Consider the following 19,229-nt stretch of genomic DNA (forward strand, 5'->3'; position numbering starts at 1 on the left):
GAAGAGGAAAGTGGGAACGTTCGTATCGTTTGACATGCAGGAAAACGGCATTGGTATTGTGACGTTAAACCGCCCCGAGGCGGCCAATGCGCTTTCAAGAGCGCTTCTCCTAGAGCTTGGCAACTTGTTGCAAGAGATTAAGTTTCAAAAAGACGTGCGTGTCGTCATTTTGACCGGGGCGGGAGAAAAAGTGTTTTGCGCCGGCGCCGACTTGAAGGAGCGGGCGGGAATGAATGAAACGGAAGTGCGGCAGGCGGTCGCCTTGATCAGCAAAACAATCAATGAGGTCGAGAAAGTGCCGCAGCCGGTTATCGCCGCCCTAAACGGCTCGGCGTTTGGCGGCGGGCTCGAGCTCGCTTTAGCATGCGACATTCGTTACGCTGCTGATGACATCCAACTCGGATTGACAGAAACGTCACTTGGCATCATTCCAGGCGCGGGCGGCACGCAACGGTTGCCGCGTCTTGTCGGCATCGGAAAGGCGAAAGAGTTGATTTTTGCCGCGAAACGGATCACGGCCAAGGAGGCGGAGCGAATCGGCCTCGTGGAATACGCTGTACCACGCGCCGAACTAATGGAGCGGGCGCTTGAATTGGCTCGGCAAATCGCCGATAATGCACCAATTGCCGTCCGCCAAGCGAAACGGGCGGTGCAAAGCGTGTTTAACGTTGACTTGGAGACCGGATTGGCGATTGAGCAGCTCGCCTATGAGGCGACGATCCCGACAAAAGACCGACTCGAAGGCTTGCAGGCGTTTAAAGAGAGACGGAAACCGGTATACAAAGGGGAATAAGACGCTTCGACGCGGCCGGCTGAAAGCCCGGGGAACGCTACAGGCATAGGTTCAAATGGCCGTAAGCGCTTCAATGCCAAGGGGGAAACCGACGCGGCCAAGCGCGGCGTCAAAGCGGCTGCTTTGCGGTGCGGCACATTGTGAAATATGCCGCCAAAGCGCTGCCTCAAAGTAGCCGGCCGCGGTGTGCAATGCTGTTGGACGTATTGGCGATGACATTCGATGGATAAAAGTACCGCCTGAGAAAACAGCGGAATGAACGAAGCAAGGAGGCGACAACATGGGGATGAAGGAAATAGCTAATCAACGAGTCACGCTGGCTGAGGAGCTAGCGAAACGGGCAGCTGACATTAAAAAAGGTGGAGCGCCGAAATATCATGAAAAGAACGCTGCCCAAGGAAAGCTGTTTGTGCGCGATCGGTTGAATTTGTTGCTTGACGATGGCTTAGAAGTGGAAGACGGATTGTTTGCCAACTGTTTGGCGGATGGCCTGCCGGCTGACGGGGTGGTGACCGGGATCGGCAAAATCAACGGCCGCACCGTCTGCGTGATGGCGAACGATTCGACGGTCAAAGCCGGCTCATGGGGAGCGCGCACGGTCGAAAAAATCATCCGCATTCAAGAGACAGCGGAAAAACTGCGCTGCCCGATCATTTATTTGGTGGACTCGGCCGGCGCCCGCATTACGGACCAACTCGAAATGTTTCCCGGCCGGCGCGGGGCAGGGCGCATTTTTTACAATGAGGTGAAGCTGTCCGGCAAAGTGCCGCAAGTGTGCCTGTTGTTTGGCCCGTCAGCAGCCGGCGGCGCTTATATTCCGGCGTTTTGCGACATCGTCATCATGGTCGAGGGCAACGCCTCGATGTACTTGGGCTCGCCGCGCATGGCGGAAATGGTGATTGGGGAAAAAGTCACGCTCGAAGAGATGGGCGGCGCTCGCATGCATTGCACCGTCTCCGGCTGCGGCGACGTGCTCGTGAAAACCGAAGAAGAAGCGATTGCCTATGCGCGCCGTTATTTGTCATATTTTCCGTCCCATTACGGCGAAAAACCGCCGGTGGTCGAGGCGAAGCCGCCGAAATCGTTCGACAAAACGATCGAAGACATTTTGCCGGAAAACCAAAATGCGCCGTTCAACATGTATGATTTGATTGAGCGAATCATTGACGAAGGATCGTTTTGCGAAATCAAAAAACTGTTTGCGCCGGAAATCATTACGGGACTGGCGCGCCTTAACGGCCAGCCGATCGGCATCATCGCCAACCAGCCGCGCGTCAAAGGCGGTGTCTTGTTCCACGATTCGGCTGATAAAGCGGCGAAATTCATCACGCTTTGCGACGCGTTCCATATCCCGCTTCTGTTTTTGGCCGACGTCCCTGGCTTTATGATCGGCACGAAGGTCGAGCGGGCCGGCATCATCCGCCATGGGGCGAAAATGATCGCCGCCATGGCGGAAGCCACCGTACCGAAGATCTCGGTCATCGTCCGCAAAGCGTACGGCGCCGGGTTGTATGCCATGGCCGGCCCGGCGTTTGAACCGGACTGCTGCCTCGCGTTTCCGAACGCGCAAATCGCCGTCATGGGGCCGGAGGCGGCCGTCAACGCCGTTTATGCGAACAAAATCGCCGAGCTGCCGCCGGAAGAGCGGCCGGCGTTTGTCGAACAAAAACGCGAGGAATACCGGCGCGACATCGATATCTACCGGCTCGCTTCTGAATTGGTCGTTGATGGCATCGTCGCGCCGAACGACTTGCGCGACGAACTCATCCGGCGGTTTGCCGCGTATATGTCCAAATATATGGTCTTTTCCGAGCGGAAACACGGGGTGTATCCGGTTTGAAAAAACTGGATAAACGTCCCCCTTGTCAAACGAAGAAAGATTGTGTATGATAATAATCACCAATCCGTTGCTGCGTTGTGCGTTGTAGAATGAAGTTTCAACCGATGGCAATCAAAAGGGAGTTCTACATTGAAGCGGGAATGTCATGCCCCTTATTCGTCTGCGGGGACGACAGGAACGCTTCTGCGAACACCCACCTGGTGGAGCGTGGTTGAGAAACTGCATTCAGCCGACGGCAACCGCGGCGCGGATTCATGAATGAGAAGCGGGCAAAAGAGTCCGATTGGATGCCAAACATCCAGTCGGACTCTTTTTGTTGCGTATGTTTTTGCCAAGACAATGAAACAATATAGTTGATTTTCCTCGTTTTCATGTTATAATCATATTTCGTGCAGAAATAATTCGCATTGAAACTATTCCAACAAGAAAGATGAAGCAAGGAGGGGGGATGAATGGAAGGAATCAGCCGGGACATCATGTACGCCGTCTTCCGGACGCAAAAGGTGCTTTACCGCCTCATCCGCGAGGACGCGGCTCGCGTCGGAGTGACGGAGGTGCAGCTGATCGTCTTGTATACGCTGTTGAAAAAAGAACATATTCGCCTGAATGACTTGGCGGAAAAATTAAATTTAAGCAACAGCAACGTCAGCGGCACGGTCGATCGGCTCGTCGGCGCCGGCCTTGTTGTCCGCGAGCCGTCGAAGCAAGATCGGCGCGCGGTCATTTTGAGTTTGACGGAAAAAGGAAAAGAGACAGTGTCGGAAGCGTTTGGCGAGCAGTCGGTGCTGCGCCGGCGGCTTCGCCGCATTCAAGAACTCGTCTCTCCAGAGGAGATTGAACAGTTTTTGCATCTTCATGAAAAAATTAAAGCGATTTTACTCGGGGAGGAATAGACAGTGAACGTGAAACGATTGGTGGCGCTGAACATCATTGTGCTCATTTTGCTTGTCGGCGGCGGCTTTGCCGCTTACTACTATGTGAACGAAGCGACGAATTACATTAAAACAGACAACGCCCGCATCGACGGCCAGGTCATCTCGGTTGCGGCGCCGTTGTCCGGAAAACTGACATCCTGGCGGGGCGACACGGGAAAAACGTTCTCAGCCGGGGAAGAAATCGGTGAGGTGTTTGACGGCAAAACGACGGTGCCGGTGACAGTGCCTCATCGGATGACCATCGTGCAGCAAAACGCGGTCAAAGACTCGTTTGTCGCCGCGGGGACGCCGCTTGCCCGAGGGTTTGATTTGAACGATTTGTGGGTGACGGCGAACATTGAAGAGACCGATATTGAAGACGTGAAAGTCGGGCAAGACGTCGATATTTATGTCGATGCGTATCCGGACCGCAAATTCAGCGGCAAAGTCGAAAAGATTGGCAATGCGACAGCGAATACGTTCAGCCTGCTGCCGAGCTCCAATGCGACCGGCAACTACACGAAAGTGACCCAAGTGATTCCGGTCACGATTTCCATTGACAATTACAGCGGAGCCGGACTTGTGCCGGGCATGAACGTCACCGTCCGCATCCATAAGTAGGTGATGGGACATGACAACATTTGTCATTGGTTATATTGTGTTTGCCGTTTTGGTTTTGGCGGCGGTCAACATCGCGCTGCGCCGCCGCAAACCGGCTTCAGCTGCAGGGAAGGCGGCGGATGAAGCGGCGGAAGCCAACGCTCAACCGTTAGCGGAAACGAAAGCAGAGCCAGCGGCAGAAACGGATGGGCGCCCGGCCGCTCCAGCCGGGCAAGGCGGCCTCGGGGATATCGGCAGCCGCGGAAAAGTTGTGGCGACGGTCATGCTGGGCGCGTTTGTCGCCATCTTGAACCAAACGTTGATCAACGTCGCCTTGCCCCATATGATGCAAGATTTCAACGTGGAAACGTCGACGATTCAATGGCTCGTGACAGGATATATGCTCGTCAACGGGGTGCTCATCCCGATCAGCCCGTTTTTAATTGCGAAGTTTCCAGCGAAACGGCTGTTTTTGTCTGGCATGTCGTTTTTCGCCATCGGCGCGTTTGTTTGCTCGATCGCTCCAACCTTTGCCGTCATGCTCGCAGGGCGGCTGACGCAGGCGGTCGGGGCGGGCATCATCATGCAGCTGATGATGGTCATTATGCTGTCGATTTTCCCGCCGGAACGCCGCGGAGTGGCCATGGGGACGGTCGGAATCGCCATGATGTTCGCGCCGGCGATCGGGCCGACGTTATCCGGATGGCTTGTCGAACATTATACATGGCGGCTGTTGTTTTACGTCGTTTTGCCGATCGCGATTGTAGACATTGTGCTTGCCTCCGCCTGGCTGAAACATACGCCGCGCAAGGGCAATCCGGTGCTGGACGTGCAAGGGGCGGTCTACTCCACGATCGGGTTTGGCGGCGTTCTGTATGGCTTCAGCGAAGCCGGCAGCAAAGGATGGGGCGAGACGGAAGTCGTTGTGTCGCTTATCATCGGCGTCTTGTTCTTGATCATGTTCACATGGCGTTCGCTCCGCTCGGAGCATCCGGTGCTCAATTTCCGTGTGTTCCGCTACCCAGTGTTTACGTTGGCGACCGTCATCGGATCGGTCATCAATATGGCGATGTTTGCAGCGATGGTGCTGCTGCCGGTGTATTTGCAAAACTTGCGCGGCTTTACGCCGCTTGATGCCGGTTTGCTGTTGCTACCGGGAGCGATTGTCATGGCGATCATGTCGCCGATTTCCGGCTGGGTGTTTGACCGCATCGGCGCGCGGGCGCTGGCGATCGTCGGCTTGATCATCACCGCGGTCACGACGTGGGAATTCAGCAAGCTGACGATGGATACACCGTACAGCCAGTTAATTTGGCTTTATATTTTCCGCATGTTCGGCATGTCGATGCTCGGAATGCCGATTATGACGGAAGGATTGAACGCCTTGCCGCGCCATTTGTACAGCCACGGCACGGCGATGTCCAATACGATCCGCCAAGTGGCCGCTTCGCTCGGAACGGCGTTCTTGGTGACGATCATGTCCAACCGGGCCAAATTCCATGCGGACATGTACCGAAATGAGATGACGGAAAACAATCCGTTTTTCATGAGCCTTGTCGGCCAGCTGAAGCAGGCGATTCCGAGCGATGAAGCGGTGGTGCAGCTGCTGTATGGGCTCGTGCAGCAGAGATCGACTGTCGAAGGGATTAACGACGCCTTTTTCGTCGCCACCGGCTTGACGGTATTGGCGTTAATGATGGCGTTTTTCTTAAAGGGAAAAAAGCATAAATCGCCATCAGCGTAAACAAAGGAAGCGGCGCAGAAGCCGCTTCTTTTTTTGTTTTATGCCATATGGACAACAATGTTCTTGCTCCCTTTTTGCACACATATACATCATAAAGACAAGCGGATGACAAAAGAGGGGGGGGGAGCGCCATGGCGCATTTTGGCTCGAAAGGATGGCTTGTTGCCGAGTTGAAAAAGGCAGGCATCGCCCGCCATCCGGTCGGACGGAAAAAAATTGAGACATACAAAGCAGCCGAGCTGTATGGGCTGTACCGAAAATATGTGCAGAAAACGCGCTAGGCCGGATGAAACATCCGGCTTCTTTTTTGGGCAACCTAAAGGGGAAAGGAGGGAGGCGCGCCTGATGGTTGACAAACGCGCCGGAAGCGATGAAGAAAAAACGGTTTACGGTAGCGGAAGGGGAAACGATCGCCGCCTGTTTAGCGCGAATGAAACAGGAAGGCTACCGCCCCATCCGCCGCATCGAGCAGCCAATTTTCCGCGAAGTGGAAACGAACGGCGAAACGATGGTTGAGCCGTGCGGGCGCATCATCGAATTTGAGGGGGTGCGCGATGAGCCGTAGCAACAGGTCGTTAGCACGGTTGCCCGCCGCCGCCAACGATTTGAGGCGTCGGCCATAGCGGCAAATGGCGAATGGGACGTTGCAGCCGGTTGTCCGGGTCGCTACAATAAAGAAGGGGAAAAATATAAAGAGAAGGAGATGACGCCATGATTCATTCCACATGGGCGACCCGGCCGACGATCAAAAAAGTAAAGTGCGTTCACACGAACGCGGAAAAGTACATGGTCAGCAATGTATTGACGCCGGGCAAAGTATATGAAGTAAAAAACGAAACCGACGAGTTTTATTTTGTCATTGACAACAGCGGAAAAGTCGGCGGGTTTTACAAAGATTATTTTGAGGAAGTCAAATGATCGCGCCAATCACCAAGAAAAAACGGATGTCCAAAACAGGGCATCCGTTTTTTCGTTCAGCCGACGGCGCTTTGTTCTGCCGTCGGCGGTCCCACCCGACTTGCCGGCAGCGTGATCGTCAACGTCGTCCCTTTTTGTACGGCGCTTTCGATCGTCCACGTTCCTCCCATTTGTTCGATGATTTTGACGGCGACCATCGCACCAAGCCCAGTGCCTTTTTCTTTTGTGCTGAAGTATGGCTCGCCGAAGCGGCGCACTTGTTCTTTCGTCATGCCAACGCCGTTGTCGGAAATGGTAATGACGACTGATGCCCCCCGGTTCTCAGCCGCGACATGAAGCGTGCCGCCGTTTGGCATCGCTTCGATGCTGTTTTTTAACAAATTGAGGAAACACTGTTGGAAATATTGCACATTCCCAATGACGATGCCGTGTTCAAGGGAAGAAGAGAGATCGACCGAATGCATATGCGCCATCGGTGCGATCATTTGCAACACCTTGCGAAGCTCGACGGCCACATCGATCGGTTCGGTCTCTTTCGGTGCTGGTTTGGCAAACGTCAAATAGTCGCGGATGATGGCTTCCGCCCGCTCGAGTTCCTCTAAGGCGATGCGAATGTAGCGCTCTTCGGTTTCGCGCGGCAGCCGACCCGTTTGCATCAGCTGGATGAACCCTTTGACGACCGTCAACGGGTTGCGGATTTCATGGGAAATGCTCGCTGCCATCTGGCTGACGATCTCCATTTTTTCCATCTTCATCAGCTCCGCCCGAGCGAGCTGCGCCTCATGAAGCGTCTCCATCAAATAGACAGCGAACATCATGACGAATGGCGGCATCATAATAAAATACACGATATATGGCTTCGTTACCGGAAAATCAGCAACAATCACGGCGACAAATGTCGTCAGCACCGCGAGCAAAAACGTCAGCCAAAGCGACATAACGAGCTTGCTCGACTGCGGCAGCTTGCGAAACAGCGGCGAAGCGGCCGCCGCTATGGCAAACATGATGGCGTAAACGATCAACGTGAGCGGCTGAAATCCGTACAAAACGGTGCGTGCCAGCATCAAGACAACAAACAGCACCGCCCCGACTGCGCCGCCGCCATACAATGTTCCAAGCAAAAACGGAATTTGCCGGAAATCATGGACGCACAGCGGATCCATGTAAATCGGAAATTTCATGCACAACACGGCCGCCAACGCCAAACAAACCCCAAGCAGCGCCCGGCCATAGAGCGGGCGCTGCCGGATCGCTCGACTATGGTCATAAATAAAGGAAAAGGCAAAGATCGTGACCAAAATATAAAATAAGTTGTTCAAGACGTGCTGGTTAATGTATAAACCGGCCATACGAAAAATCTCCTAACTGAATAGACATCATCACCTTTCATTATAGCGGAAAGAGATTGAAAGAAAAATATGCATTGGCTATGTCCGGTCTTTCAGCAGCCAAACCGCCAAGGCGCCAAGGAGCGGCAGCGAGCGTAAACGAAGCCGCCGTCGAGCGCAAAATCGGAAAGAGCGCCGGGATGACCGCCTGCATCGCATCGTTCAAAAAGTGGCCGAGGCTGATGCGAACAAAATCGGGTAGACGGTCATGCTGACGGCGCTTGTTCGTTCCGTATGAACCCCCATCGTTCTCCCCCGTTCCAACCATAGATCTTAATATGGCTAAATTATACTTGATCCTTGCCACCAGAGAAAGCCCCATTTCCCAGCGTGAGCGCAGGCAAGAGGGCGCTTCATTTTTGTCTTTTCAATCGCCAGCGCGGTAATTCAGCTTTTCTTTTCCAGATGCACTGATGACGAGCTCGACGTTTACGAATAGCGTGTTGTTATGGAGTGGGATGAGGCCGTTGATCTGATGTTTTTTCCAGAGATCCGGACGCTGGCGATACAGTTGCTCCGCTAGATTCAATATATCGATCTGTTGCTCTTTCCCAAGTTTATATAAGCGGTGGATTTCTTGTTTCACCGTTTGTTCCGCCAGTTTGGTCAGTTGTTTTCGTGAGAGCGGTTCACGCAGTTCGAGGAGATTTCCTTGCGCCTTGACGTTTACAGTAAAAGCATACTTTCCGTTCTTCACGTCGACCGACCACTTCGTTGTTGGATTATGGACGATTAGGGAGGCAACGGTTTTCTCTTTTTGCTTGACATAAATCGGGGTGCGCCGAACGTCCTGCTCCAACCAACGAAGCCCTTGCAAATCGGAACGGCCCTCGCATCCTTGCAGGCGGTAATCGTGAAGAAAACAAATGCCGGATATAGCCAACATTTGTTTTGGCTTCTTATTTTCCACCCAACGATTGTCTTCAATTGTTAAATAAGGGAGTCTAGCTACATCAGCTTTTTCATCCATCGCAGCAATCAATCGGATGAGACGGATCGGGCGGATAAACGAACTTTGCTGGAAGATTTCCTCAGGATTGGACAACAGTGAATAATATGAGGAAGCATTGAGCAACGGTGTTGCTTGAAATAAGTCGGAAATCGGCTCATCGGTCGCGTACACCCACGCCGTATGGCGAATTTCATTGTAACGGTTCAGCACGTCGATCACATCGGCTACGATGCCTTTTTGCAAGGCCCGTTTGGTAAAGACAATGCTTTTTACATGGCCCCATGACACCCTTTGTTGAATGGAAGGGTAGATTTTGTCGGTCGCGATATTAAACGTTTCGCCAGCGGCTTTGCCGACGGAAATCGCCGCTTTTTCTCTGCCGCCCCCCGCTTCGACTTTGGCAAGGGCGGTGAAATCGATCAATTGCACGTAGGCGATTACTTGGCCATCTTTGTAGTCGATCCCGATTGAATGAATGTAGACAGCGTGATCGATGTTGCGTGTGTCCCAGCAACCGCCAAGCAGCATGATAGAGGCGATGATGGGAATGACTCGCTTCCTCATTTTCGTTCCCTCTCTTTTGCAATGAGATCATTTGGACGGATAATGCGGTCGCGCGTGCGGAACTGCTTCCATGTGCTCGGGATAAACACTTTCCTGATATCTTTGGACGGCGGCGCCAGCGGCATCAAGTACGGAATGCCGCAGGTGCGTAAGTTGACTGCATAAGTCAAGATGAAAAACAGCGACAGAATGAAGCCAAACAGGCCAAGAACGGTGGAAGCCGTCAAGACAATAAACCGCAGCAAGGTGACGCTTCCGGCCATATTTTGATTGACGAGCGTGAACGTCGAGATGACGGAAATGGCGGCAATCACGAGTGTGGCTGGGGCGGCAAGTCCAGCGTTGATCGCCGCCTGTCCGATGATCAAGCCGCCGACGACGGACAGCGTCTGCCCGATGGCGATTGGCAGACGCATTCCAGCTTCTTTAAACAATTCAAACAAAATCGTCATCACAAACATTTCAAGCGGCACCGGAAGCGGCACTCCTTGGCGCGACAAAATGAGCGTCGCCAATAAGGTGAACGGCAGCTGATCCGGATGGAAGGAGGTCAAGGCGACCCAGGCGCCCGGCAAATAAATGGCGACCGAAGTGCCGACAAGCCGGAGCAGGCGTTGAAATACGACAAACAAGAAAAACGTGTTGTCGTCTTCCGACGTGTTCAGCAAAAACGTTAAATTGCCCGGTCCGATCAAGGCGGTCGGCGCCCCGTCGACCAAGATGATAAAACGGCCGTTGAGGAGCGAATCGACGGCAAAATCGGGCCGCCCGGTATAACCGAACATCGGGAACAAAGAAAACCGGGTGTCAGACAACCACTCTTCAATTTGGTTGGTGCTTGTCACCGAGTCGATGTACAAACTGAGCAGACGGCTTCTCACCTCATCGATGATGGTCGTGTTGGCAATATCATCGACATAAAGGAGCCCGACTTTTGTCTGGCTGCGCGTGCCGATGACAAACGGTTCATAGACGAGCCGGTGCGAGCGCAGCCGCTTGCGGATGAGCGCCACGTTTTTGCTGATTTCTTCAATAAATCCATCTTTGGGTCCACGGATCGATACTTCCGTGTTTGGCTCCTCTGGGTCACGGTTGGGCGGACTCGCGAGCGGCATCGTGTACAAGACATCGGCTTCATGGAAATAAATGAGCAAATCACCGCTAAACAGCTTGAAGTTGAGATCATCGATCCGCACTTCTTTTCCCATATACTCAAGCGCCGCCGGTTTGCGGGCCTCGATGTCAGCAGCCGTAAAGCACGGATGCTGTTCGCACAGTTCACGGAACATCGGATAGACGGCTTTTTGCAGCATTTGTGCATCGCACAGTTCCTCGCAATAGATAAACAGCAAGTGCACGACAGCCGCCGAGCCGTCAAAAGAGGTTGGAATCGCGGCTTCCGTCATGATGACATCCGGGCATTTCGCGTACATCGTGCGCAACGCCTCTTCGGAGATGATGACGGTCTCGAGCCCCGTGTAATCGTCTTTCAACCGTTTGCCTTCGGCGGCTCGCATCGGTCGTTTCATCCTGCCACCCCTCTTTTCTTTTTGCGATATGCCAACAAAGTGAAACCACTTAACACAACGGACAGCGCAAGACTAAACAGCAGCGATGTCGGCAGCACCCCATGTTTGACAAAATGCAAAAACTGTTCATCGCTGACCGGTGCCAGCGCCGCCAATGTGATCGCCAAGTAGAGGACAATGAGCACCCAACGGCGGGTTTGCGGATGGCGGATCGGGAACAGCTCTACAATGAGCGCCATCGACAAGGAGATGCGGATAAAGGCGCCTGATATCCACTGGTAGATCGACATAAAGTCGACATGTTCAATGTACGTCCCTAAGCTGACCATCCGCCATTGCTCAAATGCCGGATAGCGAAGGCGCGTCGCCTGCTCGGGGCCAAACTCGGTGATGGCGCCAATCGTCGGCCCGATGCTCAGCCCGGCGGTGAAGAAGGCAATCGCGGCAAGCGCCTTCCATGAAAACGGGCGAGGCAGGCGATGAGAAAGAAACAAAAGAACAATCACTTCCGCATATCCGGTCCCCGCGTACATCATGGCGCGCCATACAGGCTCCATGCCGTGCTCAAGCATTGGTTTGAGCAGTGAATAATCTTTATGCGGTGTGGTCGAGAGCATCACGAAAAAGCCAAACACAATCACGAACGGGTAAATAATCATCGCTGTATTGGCAATGGAATCGATGCCCCGATACGTATTATAAAAACAAGCCATCACCATAAAGAGAATGAGCGCCCACTTCGGCGTCGCTGTCAAATAGGAGGTAGTGGTGAACGTGATCGTATCGTTTAACGTGACAAAACTATGAAGAAGCAAAAAAGCGCTGCTGACACCGGCCACCGCATAAGCAGCCGCGCTCGAAAACCGGCTTTTCAGCCAGTCAAACAGCCGCTCGCCGTTCAGTTGTCGGATGGTGAAATAAAGCAGCGGCAGCCAGAGGAGCAAACCTCCCAACGCTCCCAAGGCGGCGATCCACGCATCGCGGTGGGCGGCCTCAAGCATAAAGGGGATGATGATGACATGATTCATCAGCCCGACCGACAGCATGATCATGAATAACAATTGCAGGGCGCTAAGCGGTTGTCCGTTCATCATGAATCCCTTTCTTTCCATGCAATCTCCAAAGGGCGGGGGATGTAGGGCAAAAGGCTGCTGATTCCAGAAACCTTGCTGAACCGGCTTCTTTTCTGATGAAATGCCGCTGATTGGCTTTCTAAAACGATAGTGTTTCCAGTCCAGGGGAATTTATCCGTTCCAACGGCAAACCAACAGTGAAACTTCTCAGGAGGCAGGGGGCACAATACAGGGAAGAAAGGGCGAACATCAACGGCATGCAAGGGGGGCGCAGCATGAAATGGCTTCATTTGACGATCGGCGTGAAGATTTCCAGCTGCCGCCCCACCCGGTGTATGTCCCGGTGACGCTGATCCGCGATGGCCAGCTGTTGGCAGACGAATTAGCGGAGCTTGGGAAAACGGAGCAATGGCTGGCCGCCAAACTGCAAAAACAAGGAATTGCCTCGCCAAAAGACGTGTTGATCGCCGAGTGGCTCGAAGGAGATGGGCTGTTTGTTCAGACGTATCAGCCCGCCGAGCAGCAACGGTCAACACGGCGGCAAACGGCGCCGGAATGAGATGAAGAAAGAATCCGGGAATGGATTCTTTCTTTATTTTGGAAAAAATTCTTGCCTTTCTTCTGTTTTAAGTGTACTATTAGTTATAGTACGGTTGTGACGATGAGAGGAGGAGGGGAGATGTTTGAACTTGATGTACGAAGCCGGCAGCCGATTTATGAACAGCTGATCGAAAAAATGAAAGAAATGATCGTCCGCGAATTATGGCAGCCGCATGATCAGTTGCCGTCGGTCAGGGCGATGGCGAAACAACTGATGGTCAACCCGAATACGATTCAGAAAGCGTACCGCGAACTCGAACGCGATGGCTGGATTTATTCTGTTCCAGGGAAGGGGAGTTTTGTTGCGTCGCGCCCGAAAGAGCCAAACGCCGAGGCGATCGCTGCTGTTCATGAACAGTTCATCCGCCTCGTCAAGGAAGCGCGGTTTTTAGGAGTGACAAACGAGCTGTTATGGCAATGGATCATAGAAGGGGAGGAAGAGGAGGAGAACAATGATTCAACTCGTAGACGTGACGAAAACGTTTGATCGGTTTCCCGCTGTCAACGGTGCAACGATGACCGTGCCGAAAGGGGTGATTTATGGGCTGCTCGGACCGAACGGAGCGGGAAAAACAACGTTGCTGAAGCTAATGGCTGGCATTCTCCGCCAAGATCGAGGGACGATCGTGATCGATGGAGAAGAGGTATGGGAAAATACCAACGTGAAGCAACGCATTTTATTTTTGCCGGACTTCGTATATTTTTTTCCGCATACGACGATTCGGCAAATGGCGGACTTTTACGAACAAGTGTATCCGTCATTCAGCCGCGAGCGGTTTGTGGAGCTGCAGGAGGCGTTTTCGTTGGATCTTGATAAAAAAATTCAGCAGTTTTCCAAAGGAATGCAGCGTCAAGCCGCGTTTTGGCTCGCCTTTTCCGTTCAACCCGATGTGCTCATTATGGATGAGCCGCTCGATGGGCTCGATGCGTTCGTTCGTCGCCATGTGAAACAATTGTTGATTGATGAAGTGGTGGAACGGGAAATGACGATTGTCATCTCGTCACATAATTTGCGCGAGCTCGAAGATTTATGTGGCATTGTTGGGTTGATGGAGCGCGGCACGGTGCGGTTAGAACGAGATTTGGATGAACTGCGCGCCGGCATGCATAAGTTGCAGCTCGCTTTTCGCGATGGCTTTCCGAGTGAATTGGTGGAACGCCTCGATATTGTGCATCGCGAGGAACGAGGAAGCATCGTCCTGCTTGTCGTCCGTGGGGAAAAGCGGCGCATAGAGGAGACGGTTCGCGCGTTTCATCCTCTCATCCTTGATGTGTTGCCGCTATCACTTGAGGAAATTTTTATGTATGAAATAGGGAGGGGCGCTCATGTCTAGGAAACGGTGGTCGGCGAACCGCGCCATGTGGACGCAAAATATTCGCCAAATAGGTTGGATTGCGATCCTTCATTTGCTGCTATGGCTGGCGGCGATCGTGCTGCCGATCGCCTTGGTTTATTCCCAATATGACCCGAAAGTAGGCAATATGCCACAGTGGGACAGTGTATACCATATATCGAATGCGTTAGAAGCGCTGATCGCCTGGCTTGTTCCTGTGTTGGCGGCTGCCGGTGTGCTTCGCTATATGCATGACAAACGGTCGGCTGATTTTATTCATGGTTTGCCCATCCGCCGCACCGAGTTGCTCACAGGCCAAATCGTGTTTGGCTGGCTCATGTTGGTTATACCGCTCGTTATGGTGGCTCTTGTTGCCATCGGCTGCTTGTACGGGCTAGACCTCCCGTGGCGGCTCAAAGCGGCGGACGTATGGCACTGGTTCGGTGAAACGATTGTCATTGAAACGTTCATCTTTGCCCTTGGTATCGCTGTTGGTATTCTTGTCGGCCAATCAGTGCTCCATGTCGTGCTGACGAATATTTTTCTCTTTTTTCCAGCCGGCATGCTTGTTCTGATTTACAAGAATTTATCATTATTATTGTCTGGGTTTCCGGATATACACTATTATTTATCAACAGAATTGGAGCGGTTGGTGATCCCGATTCGTTACGTGATGTTAATGGATCAGCCCATGAGTGCAGGGGAGATAGGGCTGTTGCTCTTATTGTCACTTCTCTTTTTTGCCATTGCTGTTTGGTTGTATGAGCGGCGACCGACAGAAGCGGCTGGGCAGGCGTTGGCGTTTCGGGCGCTCCGTCCACTGTTTGTGTATGGAGTAGCGTTTTGCACGTGGCTTGTTGGCGGTTTTTATTTTGAAGAAGTGGAGCGGCAATGGGGTTGGATTGTATTCGGTTATGTAACGTTTTCTTTGCTTGGGTACGCAATTGCTCAGATGGTCATCGCGAAAACGTGGCGCGTATTTCACCGCTGGAAAGGGTATGTCGCGTTTATAGGGGTAATGGTCGTTCTTTCCTTCATCATTCGCGCCGATCTTACCGGTTACGAGCAGCGTGTGCCGGCGGAGGCAGACATTAAGCAAGTGTACTTTGGTCAGTCGACGATGAACTTTGAACGGCCAGAGCAGATCGGCCGCTCGTTCGTGGAATATGACCAATTTCTCCGCACAAAAGAAAACATCGAGGCGGTGCGGGCGTTTCACGAACAGCTCACGCACGATCAACCGTCGCCGTCCCATCTCAGCAACGTTCAGCGGGTGGTGATCGGTTATGTGCTCAAAGACGGCACGCGCCTCATTCGCTGCTATGAAGTACCGATCGAATCGTATATGACGCATTTTCGCCGCATCATGGAGTCGAAAGAATATAAACAGCAATACTATTTATTGCTTCGCCCAAGCGGCTACTCGCCAATCCGCGAGGTAACGATACGAAACATGAATACAGGACAGCCAGTGCTTGTTTTAGCTGAGCCGAAGGGAATTGAAGCGTTTATCGAGGCGCTCAAACAAGATTTATGGAACGAACCGGTTGAAAACATCATCATGGGGAGAGAAGTGTACGGAGAGATTGAGCTTTTGCAGAGCGATGGCGATACACTGTATTTTTCGATCAACGCGGATTATGTGCACGTTCGTCAATGGCTCAAACAACAAAAAGTATGGAACAAACTCACAGAATGACCGACTGAGTCAAAAGCGGGGAAGCGGATAGGATTCCCCGCTTGATTTGTCAAGAGGGCGTGTTTTTTCGCCGCCGAAGCCATACAGTAAGCAAGTTAAGCAGCCAAAAGGCGAAAAAAAGAAACAACAGAAACAGCTCAGCCGCTTCCATCATGGAAAATCGATTGAGTATGTTATCAAGCGATTGGTACACCGTTAATCCTAACAACATGTCCATTCCTAGAACTGTTCCGACTAACAGAAGCAGAAAGGTGAGGGAGGAGAATACGACTTTCAAAGCAAGCCACACCTGCCGTTTTTTGCTTAGTGTTCACCGGCTAGGGAGGAATGATGCACCCTCGTATATACTTTTGCCCGATTGCCTATAATGGAGGATAAAAGTGCCATGAAGCAAGGAGGAGAAGGGCATGTTGTTTCAATGGGGGATGCGTCGGCAAAAAAAACAGATGAACGATGGCGTGCAGCAAGAAGGCGCCGACCATAGCGGTGAAGCGGCGGATGTCCCACAAGAGCCAATGTCAGCTGAACTGGCGGTGAACATCGACATCATCCGGCGGGCGACCGGAGAAAGCGACGATGTCGTCATTCGCCGTTTTTCCCTCGGCCAGGAAAAGCAAATGAAAGCAGCCGTTGTCTTTGTTGACGGGCTCGTTGATGAAAAAAACGTGTACGAGTTTTTGCTCACGCCGCTGCTTACGGCGTCTTTTCCGATCGCACTCGAGGAAAAAGAGCGATTGCAATGGATCGAACAAAAGCTCGCTGCGGTTGGCGGAGTGAAGCATGTTGCTGACTGGAAACTACTGTTTTGCGAGTTGTTTTCCGGAGCGACGGTAATGATGATTGATGGGACATCGTTTGCCATTTGCGCGAGCACGAAAGGCGGACAATACCGTTCGATTGAAGAACCGCAAACGCAAATCGCTGTTCGTGGACCACGTGATGGGTTTACGGAATCATTGCGCACGAATACAGCGATGATCCGCCGCCGCATCAAAAACCCGAACCTTTGGCTTGAGACGATGCAAATCGGCACGGTGACGCAAACCGATGTGGCTATCATGTATGTAAAAGGGATCGCCAATGACGAAATCATCGAGGAAGTGAAGAAGCGCCTTCGCCGCATCGATATTGATGGTGTGCTCGAGTCCGGCTATATCGAACAATTGATTGAAGATCAGACGTTCACGCCGTTTCCAACTACTTATCATACGGAACGGCCCGATATTGTCGCCGCTAATTTGCTTGAAGGGCGGGTCGCCATTTTTGTTGAAGGGACACCGTTTGTCCTTGTTGCACCAGCATTGTTTATTCAGTTTTTTCAAGCGGTCGAAGACTACTACGCTCGCTTTGATATTGCAACGGCTCTTCGCTTTTTGCGCGTGCTCATTTTTTTTATTTCACTTGTCGCACCAGCAGCCTACATCGCTGGGACAATGTTTCATCAGGAGATGATTCCGACTCCGCTCGTGATTGCCATTGCTGCCCAGCGTGAGGCGGTGCCGTTTCCGGCGTTCGTTGAGGCGCTCATTATGGAAGTGACGTTTGAAATTTTGCGCGAAGCGGGTATCCGCTTGCCGCGCGCCGTTGGCCAGGCGGTATCGATTGTCGGAGCGCTTGTCATCGGTCAGACGGCGGTTGAGGCCGGTTTAGTATCGTCAGCAATGGTGATCGTCGTTTCAATTACGGCTATCGCCAGCTTTGCGACGCCATCGTTTGCTATTGCCATCTCGGCGCGGCTCATCCGGTTTGCTCTCATGTTTTTGGCGGCGATGTTCGGGTTTTACGGCATTATGATGGGTCTTTTGGTCATGACGATTCATCTGTGCAGCTTACGTTCGTTCGGCGTCCCGTACATGTCGCCGCTTGCTCCGTTTATGCCGTCGAATATGGGTGATACGCTGTTTCGCCTCCCGACATGGATGTTTCGTGAGCGGCCTCATCTTATCAGCCAAAAAAATATCGTTCGGCAATCAGGCGATCAAAAGCCACAACAGCCAACGCCGTCACGCCAAGGGAAGGGGGATGAGTCATGAAACGAGCCTTCGCCCTTTTTATATCACTCACCGCCTATGTTTGTTTGCTTGCGGGTTGCTGGAGTCAAAGAGAACTGACTGATTTGGCGTTTGTCATTGCCATTGGCCTTGATAAAACGGAAGAAGGCGAATATTTAGCCTCGCTTCAAGTCGTCAATCCGGGCAACGTTGCCGGGGCAATGCCGAGCGGTGGTGGGGCGGGAGGCGTGCCGGTGTCGATCTATACGTCGACCGGAGACAGTGTGTCCGAAGCATCCAGGAAAGCTACGGAAAAAGTGTCGCGTCTCTTGTATTATGCCCATACGAACTTAGTTGTCATCAGTGAAGAGCTGGCGCGCGAAGGATTGGATGAGGTGTTTGATGCCTTGGAGCGGCACTATCAATTCCGGACGACAGCCAAACTTGTCATCGCTCGCGGCCATTCAGCGAAAGAGGTGCTCTCGGTGCTAACGCCGATCGATAAAATTTCTGCCAGACAAATTATTCAAATGCTTAAGTTTTCCGAGCTGGCATGGGGAGAAACGAGCAATATCGATATATGGCAGACGGTTCGCGACATAGCCCTGTCTCAGAGAAACCCAGTGATGACCGGTGTAGCCATTGAAGGGGATCCTAGAAAAGGAAAACGGCAAGAAAATGTTCAGTCGTCCGTACCGGATGCACGCATCAAATTAGACGGGCTCGCTCTGTTTAAAAATGACCGCCTCGTTCGTTGGGTAGACGGGCCGACAGCAAGGGGCATGATGTGGGTATTAGAACGTATTCAGTACACAAATCTTACCGTTCCTTGGGAAGGAAAGAAAGAAGCGATCGGCTATCGGACGACGCGGTCAAAAACGAAGGTAAAGGCGAAAATCAAAAACGGCCGTCCGTCCATTTCGATCCATATCATAGCGGAAGGAGAACTCAGCGAGTCAAGAGTTCCTATTAACTTAGCCGACACTAGTTTGTTATTCCGCTTAGAAAAAGAACTTGAACGTAGCGCTAAGGAGGACGTCACAAAAGCGATTAAAGCGGCCCAGCGTGAAAAAACAGATGTTTTCGGGTTTGGCGCCGCGGTTCACCGCGCTGCTCCACGCTTATGGAAGAAGATCGAGAAAGAGTGGCACGATCGCTATTTTCCTGAACTTGATGTCACTGTGACAACAGATATGCATATCCGTCGCACGAGAATGGGGGATAAGCCGTATTAATAATCAATCGTCGCCGGCACAGCCGGCACGTGGGGATGGGGGGACTAGGCAAAGG

General features: G+C 52.4%; 21 protein-coding genes, 1 other RNA gene and 1 pseudogene. 15 read left to right on the plus strand and 8 right to left on the minus strand.

The annotated features are described in order from the left end of the window. Positions 1-10 precede the first annotated feature (10 nt). The gene (locus tag NSQ22_RS08345; RefSeq protein ID WP_008879255.1) at positions 11-793 is read left to right on the plus strand and encodes an enoyl-CoA hydratase; all 783 of its coding nucleotides are present in this window, start codon (positions 11-13) and stop codon (positions 791-793) included. 51 nt (positions 794-844) lie between these two features. Here NSQ22_RS08345 and NSQ22_RS08350 read toward each other — a convergent pair whose 3' ends face one another. Next, positions 845-1,012, minus strand: coding sequence for a hypothetical protein (locus tag NSQ22_RS08350; protein ID WP_339264482.1), 168 nt, complete (start codon positions 1,010-1,012; stop codon positions 845-847). 61 nt (positions 1,013-1,073) lie between these two features. On the opposite strand from NSQ22_RS08350, the gene NSQ22_RS08355 reads away from it, so the two are divergent. The 7 genes from NSQ22_RS08355 (at position 1,074) to NSQ22_RS08385 (ending at position 6,456) form a co-directional block, all read left to right on the plus strand. After that, on the plus strand, positions 1,074-2,633 hold the full coding sequence (locus NSQ22_RS08355) for an acyl-CoA carboxylase subunit beta (RefSeq protein ID WP_339264484.1): 1,560 nt from the start codon (positions 1,074-1,076) through the stop codon (positions 2,631-2,633). Positions 2,634-2,697: 64 nt separating this feature from the next. Then, a non-coding RNA gene (gene ssrS, locus NSQ22_RS08360) (6S RNA) lies at positions 2,698-2,885 on the plus strand. A gap of 200 nt (positions 2,886-3,085) precedes the next feature. Beyond that, positions 3,086-3,526: a MarR family transcriptional regulator gene (locus NSQ22_RS08365; RefSeq protein WP_033012203.1), complete on the plus strand. Its 441-nt coding sequence runs from the start codon at positions 3,086-3,088 to the stop codon at positions 3,524-3,526. A 3-nt stretch (positions 3,527-3,529) separates the two neighbouring features. Further along, positions 3,530-4,168: an HlyD family efflux transporter periplasmic adaptor subunit gene (locus NSQ22_RS08370; RefSeq protein ID WP_033012202.1), complete on the plus strand. Its 639-nt coding sequence runs from the start codon at positions 3,530-3,532 to the stop codon at positions 4,166-4,168. Between the two features lie 10 nt (positions 4,169-4,178). After that, positions 4,179-5,891, plus strand: coding sequence for a DHA2 family efflux MFS transporter permease subunit (locus NSQ22_RS08375; RefSeq protein ID WP_033012201.1), 1,713 nt, complete (start codon positions 4,179-4,181; stop codon positions 5,889-5,891). Between the two features lie 131 nt (positions 5,892-6,022). Next, positions 6,023-6,172 carry a DUF2639 domain-containing protein gene (locus NSQ22_RS08380; protein WP_079936670.1) on the plus strand — a complete coding sequence of 50 codons (150 nt, stop codon included), beginning with the start codon at positions 6,023-6,025 and terminating at the stop codon, positions 6,170-6,172. 89 nt (positions 6,173-6,261) lie between these two features. Then, positions 6,262-6,456 carry an NETI motif-containing protein gene (locus tag NSQ22_RS08385; protein WP_033015194.1) on the plus strand — a complete coding sequence of 65 codons (195 nt, stop codon included), beginning with the start codon at positions 6,262-6,264 and terminating at the stop codon, positions 6,454-6,456. Positions 6,457-6,466: 10 nt separating this feature from the next. Here the strand turns inward: NSQ22_RS08385 and NSQ22_RS08390 are convergent, their stop codons facing one another. Next, positions 6,467-6,604, minus strand: coding sequence for a hypothetical protein (locus NSQ22_RS08390; protein ID WP_014195729.1), 138 nt, complete (start codon positions 6,602-6,604; stop codon positions 6,467-6,469). Here NSQ22_RS08390 and NSQ22_RS08395 point away from each other — a divergent pair. Then, positions 6,603-6,809 carry a DUF6501 family protein gene (locus tag NSQ22_RS08395; protein WP_339264487.1) on the plus strand — a complete coding sequence of 69 codons (207 nt, stop codon included), beginning with the start codon at positions 6,603-6,605 and terminating at the stop codon, positions 6,807-6,809. The two genes, NSQ22_RS08390 and NSQ22_RS08395, sit on opposite strands and share 2 nt — an antisense overlap. 56 nt (positions 6,810-6,865) lie before the next feature. Here NSQ22_RS08395 and NSQ22_RS08400 read toward each other — a convergent pair whose 3' ends face one another. The 5 genes and pseudogenes from NSQ22_RS08400 to NSQ22_RS08420 form a co-directional block, all read right to left on the minus strand. Beyond that, the gene (locus NSQ22_RS08400) at positions 6,866-8,158 is read right to left on the minus strand and encodes a HAMP domain-containing sensor histidine kinase (RefSeq protein WP_339264489.1); all 1,293 of its coding nucleotides are present in this window, start codon (positions 8,156-8,158) and stop codon (positions 6,866-6,868) included. A 148-nt stretch (positions 8,159-8,306) separates the two neighbouring features. Further along, positions 8,307-8,443: pseudogene (locus NSQ22_RS08405) on the minus strand (MFS transporter); the annotation flags it as partial. Positions 8,444-8,564: 121 nt separating this feature from the next. Then, positions 8,565-9,713, minus strand: a complete 1,149-nt coding sequence (locus tag NSQ22_RS08410; RefSeq protein ID WP_339264490.1) for a Ger(x)C family spore germination protein — start codon at positions 9,711-9,713, stop codon at positions 8,565-8,567. Further along, positions 9,710-11,242 (minus strand): spore germination protein, encoded by a 1,533-nt coding sequence (locus tag NSQ22_RS08415; protein WP_339264492.1) that lies wholly within the window; start codon positions 11,240-11,242, stop codon positions 9,710-9,712. The genes NSQ22_RS08410 and NSQ22_RS08415 overlap by 4 nt, the downstream gene beginning before the upstream one ends. After that, a complete protein-coding gene (locus tag NSQ22_RS08420) occupies positions 11,239-12,333 on the minus strand; it encodes an endospore germination permease (protein ID WP_339264617.1) in 1,095 nt (364 codons plus the stop codon). Before NSQ22_RS08420 ends, NSQ22_RS08415 begins: the two co-directional genes overlap by 4 nt. Positions 12,334-12,595: 262 nt before the next feature. On the opposite strand from NSQ22_RS08420, the gene NSQ22_RS08425 reads away from it, so the two are divergent. The 4 genes from NSQ22_RS08425 (at position 12,596) to NSQ22_RS08440 (ending at position 15,948) form a co-directional block, all read left to right on the plus strand. Beyond that, positions 12,596-12,874 carry a YetF domain-containing protein gene (locus NSQ22_RS08425; RefSeq protein ID WP_339264494.1) on the plus strand — a complete coding sequence of 93 codons (279 nt, stop codon included), beginning with the start codon at positions 12,596-12,598 and terminating at the stop codon, positions 12,872-12,874. 120 nt (positions 12,875-12,994) lie between these two features. Further along, positions 12,995-13,402 (plus strand): GntR family transcriptional regulator, encoded by a 408-nt coding sequence (locus NSQ22_RS08430; RefSeq protein WP_327054295.1) that lies wholly within the window; start codon positions 12,995-12,997, stop codon positions 13,400-13,402. Beyond that, positions 13,368-14,249, plus strand: coding sequence for an ABC transporter ATP-binding protein (locus tag NSQ22_RS08435; RefSeq protein WP_327054296.1), 882 nt, complete (start codon positions 13,368-13,370; stop codon positions 14,247-14,249). Before NSQ22_RS08430 ends, NSQ22_RS08435 begins: the two co-directional genes overlap by 35 nt. After that, positions 14,242-15,948: an ABC transporter permease gene (locus NSQ22_RS08440; RefSeq protein ID WP_339264497.1), complete on the plus strand. Its 1,707-nt coding sequence runs from the start codon at positions 14,242-14,244 to the stop codon at positions 15,946-15,948. The genes NSQ22_RS08435 and NSQ22_RS08440 overlap by 8 nt, the downstream gene beginning before the upstream one ends. A gap of 49 nt (positions 15,949-15,997) precedes the next feature. On the opposite strand, the gene NSQ22_RS08445 is transcribed toward NSQ22_RS08440, so the two are convergent. Further along, positions 15,998-16,165, minus strand: a complete 168-nt coding sequence (locus tag NSQ22_RS08445) for a hypothetical protein (RefSeq protein ID WP_339264498.1) — start codon at positions 16,163-16,165, stop codon at positions 15,998-16,000. 190 nt (positions 16,166-16,355) lie between these two features. Here NSQ22_RS08445 and NSQ22_RS08450 point away from each other — a divergent pair, with 190 nt between their 5' ends. Then, positions 16,356-17,981: a spore germination protein gene (locus NSQ22_RS08450; protein ID WP_339264499.1), complete on the plus strand. Its 1,626-nt coding sequence runs from the start codon at positions 16,356-16,358 to the stop codon at positions 17,979-17,981. Next, positions 17,978-19,174 carry a Ger(x)C family spore germination protein gene (locus tag NSQ22_RS08455; RefSeq protein ID WP_339264501.1) on the plus strand — a complete coding sequence of 399 codons (1,197 nt, stop codon included), beginning with the start codon at positions 17,978-17,980 and terminating at the stop codon, positions 19,172-19,174. The genes NSQ22_RS08450 and NSQ22_RS08455 overlap by 4 nt, the downstream gene beginning before the upstream one ends. Positions 19,175-19,229: the final 55 nt, after the last annotated feature.

Origin of the sequence: Geobacillus sp. FSL K6-3411 (genome assembly GCF_037965715.1) — a bacterium.
Taxonomy (GTDB): domain Bacteria; phylum Bacillota; class Bacilli; order Bacillales; family Anoxybacillaceae; genus Geobacillus; species Geobacillus thermodenitrificans.